Genomic DNA, 7,459 nt, shown 5'->3' with positions numbered 1-7,459 from the left:
GTCGTGGCCTGCTCGTCATAGGACGAGGTCACGGCGCCGGTCGTGGTCGAGTAATTGTTCGTCTCCACGGATTGGCGGCGCACCCCCAGCGTCAGCAGGACGCGCTCGTCCAGGATGGAGAGCGTATCGGCCAGCGCAACGCTCGTGAGATCGCTGTCCGAGGTTCTGGCCCGGGGCACGCGGGTCGCATATTGCGGCTGGGTCAGGACGGGGGCGTAGATGTTCGAACTCACGGGCCGGCCAGCGGTCAGCGCCCGCTCGATCTCGTCGTGATAATAGGACGCCTGGAAGGTCAGCTCATGCTTGATGAAGCCCGTCTCGAAGCGGGCCCGGAGGCCGCCATCATAGGTCTGCCGGCCGATCGCCAGATCGAGATATTGCGGGATGTAGGTGACATCGCCTCGGCCGTTCAGGATCGTCGGCAAGGGCGAGTTGCCGAAGAACCGGTCGACATGGGATTGCGAGCCGCCGACATTGGCGAAGACCGTCACGTTATCAGTGAGATCGTACTCGTTCTTCAACAGCACCGAGCCGTCGTCGATCCGTGAATGCTCCCAGGGCTGGATCACGTTGCGACGCCCGCTCGGGGCCGCCGGCACCGCAACGCCGGGGCTGGCCAGGAAGGGGCGCGTGGGCGCGTCCCAGTAATCGCGCTGCGCCAGGACATAGAGCCAGCTGCGGAAGCGCTCGCCCTGGTAGTCGAGCGCGAGCGAGCCGATGCCCGTGCCGTTATACTGCCTGTCGACCGCGGTATCGCCGCCGCGCAGGCTGCCATTGACCCGGACACCGAACTCGCGGCCCGCGCCATAGCGCCGCGCGACGTCGAATGTGGCGCCGCCATAGGCTTTTGACGCAAACTCCGCGCCGATCCGGGTGAGATCGCCCTCCGCCCGCTTCGGCACGATGTTGATGATGCCACCGATACCGCCATTCGGGGCGATGCCGCCGAGAGCTGCCGCGGGCCCCCTCAGGACCTCGATCCGCTCGGCATAATCGGTGAAGACGCGATAGTTCGGGGCAACGCCGAAGACGCCGTCAAAGGCGATCTCGCCATTATTGCCTTCCGAGATCGGAAAGCCGCGGATGTTGAAGGAATCCACGATTCCGCCCGACGGGTGCGAACTGCGCACCGAGGGATCGAGGATCAGCGCATCGGCGACCGTCGCGGCCTGCAGGTTCCGGATCAGGGCCGCCGTGTAGCTCGTCATGTTGAACGGCGACTTCAGGGTCTGCGTATTGCCGAGCAGACCGAGCCTGGCCCCTTCAGCCACCTGTCCGCCGGCAAAGGGGGGCGGGACCTCGCTCTTCGTGCCCTGCCCGTCCACGACGATCTCGTCGAGCTGCACGCGCGTCGGCGCGGCGCCCTGAGCCAAGGCGCCCGTTGCGCCAAGGCCGAACATCCCCATGCCCAGCAGCGCCGGGACCACGCGGCTCACCATTGGATCGCTTCGAAGCTTCATCACGCCCTCATGAAAATTCAAAAACATGCCGCATCGAACAATAGCGGCGTGATTCATGGGGCTTCGTATCGATCAATCCTTATTCATCGTCAACAACACGGGAACTATGTTTAAACATACATTTCAAACATCATTCGCAGTGTCGATTATTACTTTCGACTAATTCAAAAATAACTTCGATATTTGGAAATAAATCTGACCAAACAATCACTTGGCGCGAGCCCATTTCAGCCCAAAACGGATCATGCACACCGGCGCAGGCCCTGGCTCGCGCCGGCCGGGCACTCGCACCGGATTCCCGAGGGCCAGTCGATTTCAATTTTTGCAGGCCGCCCGGACAAAATCAGAGGCAGCCGACCGACGGGAGGGCGGCAGCGTCAGGCCGCGTAGAGACGGACGAGATCGCGCGCCGACGAGATTTCGTCGCAGATCCATTCGTCGACCAGCTTGACCTCGCGCCGGCGCCGCATGTCGGGCGGACGGACGAGGTAATAGGAGGCGCCGGTCGGCACCGCCTTGCGCAGCGGCACGACGAGCCTGCCGGCCTGGATCGCCTCATGGGCCAGCACGACATCGGTCATGGCGACCCCGAGCCGGGCTTCGGCGGCGCTGAGCGCCATGTCGAGGGCGTCGAAATCGAGGCCGCTGCGCGGATCGAGATTCGTCCCCGATTTCTCCGTCCAGGTCGCCCAGTCCTGCCGATCCGGCAAGGGGTGGAGCAGCGTCGCCTGGGCGAGGTCAGTCTCGCTGGCCTGGCGCCCGGCGAGATAGCCCGGCGCGCAGACCGGCAAAATCCATTCGGCATAGAGCTCGGTCGTGTAGTCGCGCGGCCAGTTGCCGACGCCATAGCGGATGCCGAGATCGGCATCGGTGTCGTTCAGCGTCATGTCGTTCAGGCGCGTCTGGACATTCACCTTGATCAGCGGGTGCCGTTCCTGGAAGGAGCGCAGCCGCGGCAGCAGCCAGCGCAGTGCGAAGGTCGGCAGCACCTTGATGGTCACGGCTTCGCGGTCGTTCTGGAACGGATTCACCGCATTGGCGATATGGTCGAACGCCTCCTTGACGCTGACCGCGAGCCGCTGGCCCGCATCGGTGATCTCCAGGCCATTGTGATTGCGCAGGAAGAGCTGGGCGCCGAGCTGCTCCTCCAGAATGCGGACCTGGCGGCTCACCGCGCTCTCGCTGACATGCAGGGCGAGCGCGGCCTTCTTGATGCTGAGCTCGGCCGCCACGATTTCGAAGCAGCGCAGCGCATTCAATGAGGGGAGCCTGCGGGTCAAAGCGACCTCCTGCCTGTTCATGTCGCGCAGCCAGCCGCTGCCGGCCGCGCCAGAGGGCGTCACCTTGCCCGGGCGATGTCTTCAGCTGATCTCCATGCGCGGGTCGAGGGCATCCCTCAGGCCATCACCAACGAAATTGAAGCTGGTGACGGCCAATGTAATGGCGAGACCGGGCATGATGGCAAGCCAGGGCGCGCTCGACAGGTAGATCTGCGCGTTGTTGAGCATATTGCCCCAGCTCGCGTTGGGCGGCTGGATGCCGTAGCCGAGAAAGCTGACATAGGATTCGAGCAGGATCGCCTTGGCGACATTGAGCGTCGCTGCGACCACGATCGACGCGACAGCATTGGGCAGGAGGTTGCGCCACATGATCCGCAGGCTCGACGCCCCCATCGCCCTGGCAGCGACCGCGTAATCCTGGTCGCGCAGCGCCCTGATCTGCGCCTCGACGATGCGCGCGACATTCATCCACGAGGTCGCCGCGATCAGCAGCGTCATCGAGAGCAGGCCGGGCTTGACCAGTGCGGCCAGCGCCAGGAGCAGGAAGATCGTCGGAAAGCACAGGATCGCATCGACGAAGCGCATCAGGAGCGAGCCGATGATGCCGCCGTAATAGCCCGCGATCATCCCGACCCCGGTCCCGGCCGCGATCGCGATCGCCATGGCGGTGAAGCCGATCGCGAGCGAGATCCGCCCGCCCATCATCAGCCGGGCGAGGATGTCGCGGCCGAGTTCATCGGTGCCGAGGACATGGGCGCCGGACAGCGGCGGCGCGAAACGATGCATCACATCGATATGGGTGTCGTCGAAGGGCAGGAGATAGGGCCCGAGGAAGGCGCCGAGTACCAGGATCGCGATCGTCACGGCTCCGGCCATGGCGAGCTTGTGGCGCCGGAAGCGGCTCCAGGCGCTCTTGTGCTCGCTTCCCGCGCGGGTGTCGGCCAGGTCGATCAGGCCTGCTGCGTCGGTCATGGCTCACCCCATCCGGATGCGMGGATCAGCCACCGCGTAGAGCATGTCGGCCAGCAGCGACCCGAGCAGGACCATCACGGCCGAGAACATCAGGATGCCCATGACCACGGGATAGTCGCGGTATTCCACGGAATCGAGGAAGAGCCGCCCCATTCCCGGCCAGGTGAAGACCGTCTCGGTCACCAGCGCGCCGCCGAGCAGCGTCGGGAACTGCAGGCCGGCAAGGGTGATGAGCGGCAGCAGCGCATTGCGCATCGCATGGCCGCGCAGCACCGCCCGCTCCGGCAGCCCCTTGGCGCGGGCGGTGCGGATATAGTCCTGGCCGATCACGTCAAGCATGGCCGAGCGCATGAAGCGGGCCCAGATCGCGGTCTCGACCAGCGCCAGCACGAGCGCCGGCGCTATGAGATGATGCGCGACATCGAGGAAGGAGCCGTCGCCGATGGTCTGGCGATTGCCGGCCGGCAGCCAGCCGAGCTGGGCCGAGAACAGGTAGATCGCGATCAGCCCGAACCAGAAGGTCGGGATCGAGAGCGCCACCATCGCGCCGACCGTCGCCACCATGTCGAAGATGGAATAGCGCCGGATCGCGCCCAGGATGCCGATCCAGCAGCCGAGCGCGATGGCGATCAGCGTCGAGACCGCCATCAGCTCGAAGGTGGCGCGCAGGTGCGAGCCGATGACGCTCCAGACCGGGCTGTTGTCGCGGAAGGAGCGGCCCCAGTCGCCGCTCAGCATGCGCAGCAGCCAGTCCCAGTACTGCACCGGCAAGGGCCGATCGAGCCCAAGCTGGCGGGCGATGCGGTCGAGATCCTCCTGCGACATCTGGGCGGATTGGGCGAATTGCGACATCGGCCCGCCCGGCGCCAGATAGAGGATCGCAAAGCCGATCATCGAGACGATGGTCAGCAGGATGAGGGACTGCCAGAGCCGCCTCAGGAGAAAGGGGATCATCAGCGCCCGCTCACGAAGCCCAGAACCAGCTGCGCATGTTCCAGCAATTCGACGAGCAGTTGATATTGGCGGCGAAGCCCTGCAGCCCGTCCTTGATGCCTTCGGCCATCACCGTCTGGTAGATCGGCAGCAGGACGAGATCGTCGCGGATGATCTTCTGGATCTTGCCATAGGTCGCCTTGCGCTGCGCCTGGTCGAACTGGCTCGCGCCCTCGGCCAGCAGCCGGTCGATTTCGGGGTTCTGGTACTGATAGGTGTTCAGGCCGCTGCCGGCCTTGGCCGGGATCGCCTTGCTGCTGAAGCGCGGAGTCACGTCCGGGTCGTTGCCGAGCATGAAATTGGACCCGACCATCACGGATTCGAATTTCGACTTCTGCCAGAACTCGCCCCAGATCACCGCTCCCGGCATGTTGTTGATGCGCATGGCGACGCCGAGCGCCCGCCAATCCTGCATCAGGAGCTGCTGCGACTGCTCGCGGCCGGGATTGCCGACCGTGGTCGAGTTGGCGAATTCGAGACGCATGCCGTTCTTCTGGCGGATGCCGTCGGCGCCGCGGGCCCAGCCGGCGGCATCGAGCAGCGCATTGGCTTTGGCGGGATCATGGCGTTGCGCCGGCAGGCTTGAATCATAGGCCCAGGATTGCTGCGGCAGGAAGGACTCGGTTGGCACCGGAAGGCCGTAATACAGCGCCTCGATCCGCGCCTGCTTGTTCATGCCGAGATAGAGCGCTTCCCGGACCGCCTTGTCGGCGAAGGGCGCGAATTCGAGGTTGAGCGCGATATGCTCGATGAAGGCGGTCGGCGACAGCGAGAGCTTGCGGCCGCGCAAGCCCTGCGCCTCCTTGACGAAATGGGCGGAGATGCCGCTGAGCCCGAGATAGTCGATCTGCCCGGTCCGGAACTGCGTGTAGAGCATCGTCAGATCGGGGATGTATTTGAAGACGACGCGCTCGAGATAGGGGCCCTCGCCGTGATGGGCCGGGTTGGCCTGGAGCAGCAGGTGGTCGCCGGCGACGCGCTCGCCCCAGCGGAAGGCGCCGGTGCCGACGGGCGCGCTGTTGAACGGCGCCGTGTTCGGATCCTGCGCCTTTTCCAGGATGTGCCTGGGCACGATGAAGGTCAGCGCCAGGATCGAGAGATAGGGCGAATAGGCGCTTTCCATGCGCCAGTGGATCTCGTCGGGGGCGACGACGACGATATCCCTGACGAGGCTGTGGCCGACGCGGTTGCGGACCCTGAAGCCGGGGGTATTGATCAGGTCGAGCGTGTATTTGACGTCCTCGGCGGTGAACGGCGTGCCGTCATGCCATTTCACGTCCCGGCGCAGCTTGATCTTCCAGACCAGCCCGTCGGCGGAAAGGCCGCCATTGCCGACGCTCGGAACCTCGGTCGCGAGATCGGCGACGAGCCTACCCTGCGGATCGATGGACCAGAGCGGGTTGAAGAGCTGCCACCAGACGCCCTGGTCGACTTCGCTGCCAGGCATCAGCGGATTGAAGACGGTCGGTTCCTGCGAAATCCCCGCGATCACCTGGCCGCGCGGCTTTTGCGGCGGCACCAAGGGGCGGGACTGCGCCTGGGCCGCGTTGAGCCCGCCGAGCAGCGAGGCTGCTCCGGCGCCGAGGCCAAGGCCCAGAAGTTCACGGCGGCTGGCGCCGCTGCCTGCCTTGCTATCGATCATCGCTTCTATCCCCTTTTATCGGCACGGGCTGTGTTCAGCCTCGAATGATGGCCGGCTCGTGCCGGCAAAGGCCCTGGATCACGTCTTCTGCGGCCAGGGAAGTACGTCAAAATGCAGAATACGTAATCAAATCCAATATCTTAGAGCATCTTTCTCGTGAGAGACCGTCGCCACTTTTCGCGGCACGCTCTAGGCCGCTCGTTGCAGCCCGTCCCGCATCGGTGAAAGATCCGCGGCGGTGAGGCCGAGCTCGGAAAGGTTCGCCGGAAGGCTGCTTCCGGCCATGATCGCGGCGATCGCCTGCCCCATGGCCGGAGAGGTCAGGATGCCGCAGCCGCCCTGCCCCGCCAGCCAGTAGAAGCCCGGCGCGTCCGGCCGCGTGCCGGCCACCGGGTTCTTGTCGGCGACGAAGCTGCGCAGGCCGGCCCATTGGCTGAGCGGCCGGCCGACCCGCAACAGCGTATCCTGCTCGATATTCTCGATCGCCTGCGCGACATCCATGTCGTCGGGATAGACATCGCCCGGCTCCGTCGGCACCGCGTCGGCCAGGCTTCCCATCAGGCAGCCGGTTTCCGGCTTCACATACCAGCCGTAGCCGACATTGCTGACATGCGGCCAATCACGCGTGTCGAAGCCGGGCTGCAGCGCGAAGGTAAAGGCGGTCCGCCGGTGCGGCACCACACCCAGCGCGCCAAGTCCTGCCAGCCGCGTGACCTCGTCGACCCAGGCGCCGGCGGCATTGAGCAGCAGCGGGGCGCGCAGCTCGCGATCGCCCAGGCGCACGCTCCAGAACTCGCCCTCGCGGCGGATCGACTGCACATCGGCCTTGGTCAGCAGCGAGGCACCATTGCCTTTCGCACCGCGCAAATAGCCCTGCAGCAGCGCATTGACGTTGATATCCATCGCATCGGGCTCATAGACCCCGGCATCGACCTTGTCGGCGACCAGCGCCGGGAAATGCGCGAGCGCGGCGCGGCCGCCGAGATACTCGGCACGGGCGCCGACGGAGTGGAGATTGTCGCGCAGGCGGATGAGCGCCGCCTCCTGCCCCGCCTGCGCAACCGTCAGGCAGCCGCGCGGCGTCATGATCGGGTGATCGGTGAAGCCCTCGG

6 protein-coding genes are annotated in these 7,459 nt (G+C 65.4%); all 6 read right to left on the bottom strand.

All coding sequences use genetic code 11. From position 1 onward, the window contains the following. Window positions 1-1,460: TonB-dependent receptor (locus AC1D34_RS31180; RefSeq protein WP_476826312.1), on the bottom strand; the 1,460-nt coding region annotated here is incomplete at its 3' end. Between the two features lie 377 nt (window positions 1,461-1,837). Then, window positions 1,838-2,740: a LysR substrate-binding domain-containing protein gene (locus AC1D34_RS31175; RefSeq protein WP_476826311.1), complete on the bottom strand. Its 903-nt coding sequence runs from the start codon at window positions 2,738-2,740 to the stop codon at window positions 1,838-1,840. An 81-nt stretch (window positions 2,741-2,821) separates the two neighbouring features. Then, window positions 2,822-3,712 carry an ABC transporter permease gene (locus tag AC1D34_RS31170; protein ID WP_476826310.1) on the bottom strand — a complete coding sequence of 297 codons (891 nt, stop codon included), beginning with the start codon at window positions 3,710-3,712 and terminating at the stop codon, window positions 2,822-2,824. Window positions 3,713-3,715: 3 nt separating this feature from the next. After that, window positions 3,716-4,666, bottom strand: coding sequence for an ABC transporter permease (locus AC1D34_RS31165; RefSeq protein ID WP_476826309.1), 951 nt, complete (start codon window positions 4,664-4,666; stop codon window positions 3,716-3,718). 10 nt (window positions 4,667-4,676) lie between these two features. Beyond that, the gene (locus tag AC1D34_RS31160; RefSeq protein WP_476826308.1) at window positions 4,677-6,347 is read right to left on the bottom strand and encodes a peptide ABC transporter substrate-binding protein; all 1,671 of its coding nucleotides are present in this window, start codon (window positions 6,345-6,347) and stop codon (window positions 4,677-4,679) included. Window positions 6,348-6,536: 189 nt separating this feature from the next. Further along, window positions 6,537-7,459, bottom strand: a 923-nt coding sequence (locus AC1D34_RS31155; protein ID WP_476826307.1) for an NAD(P)/FAD-dependent oxidoreductase, incomplete at its 5' end; no start/stop codon positions are given.

The sequence above is a fragment of the Allobosea sp. P1_A7 genome (assembly GCF_056406775.1).
Note: the sequence above shows the minus strand (reverse complement) of the source record. Positions and strands in the feature narration are given on the sequence as shown.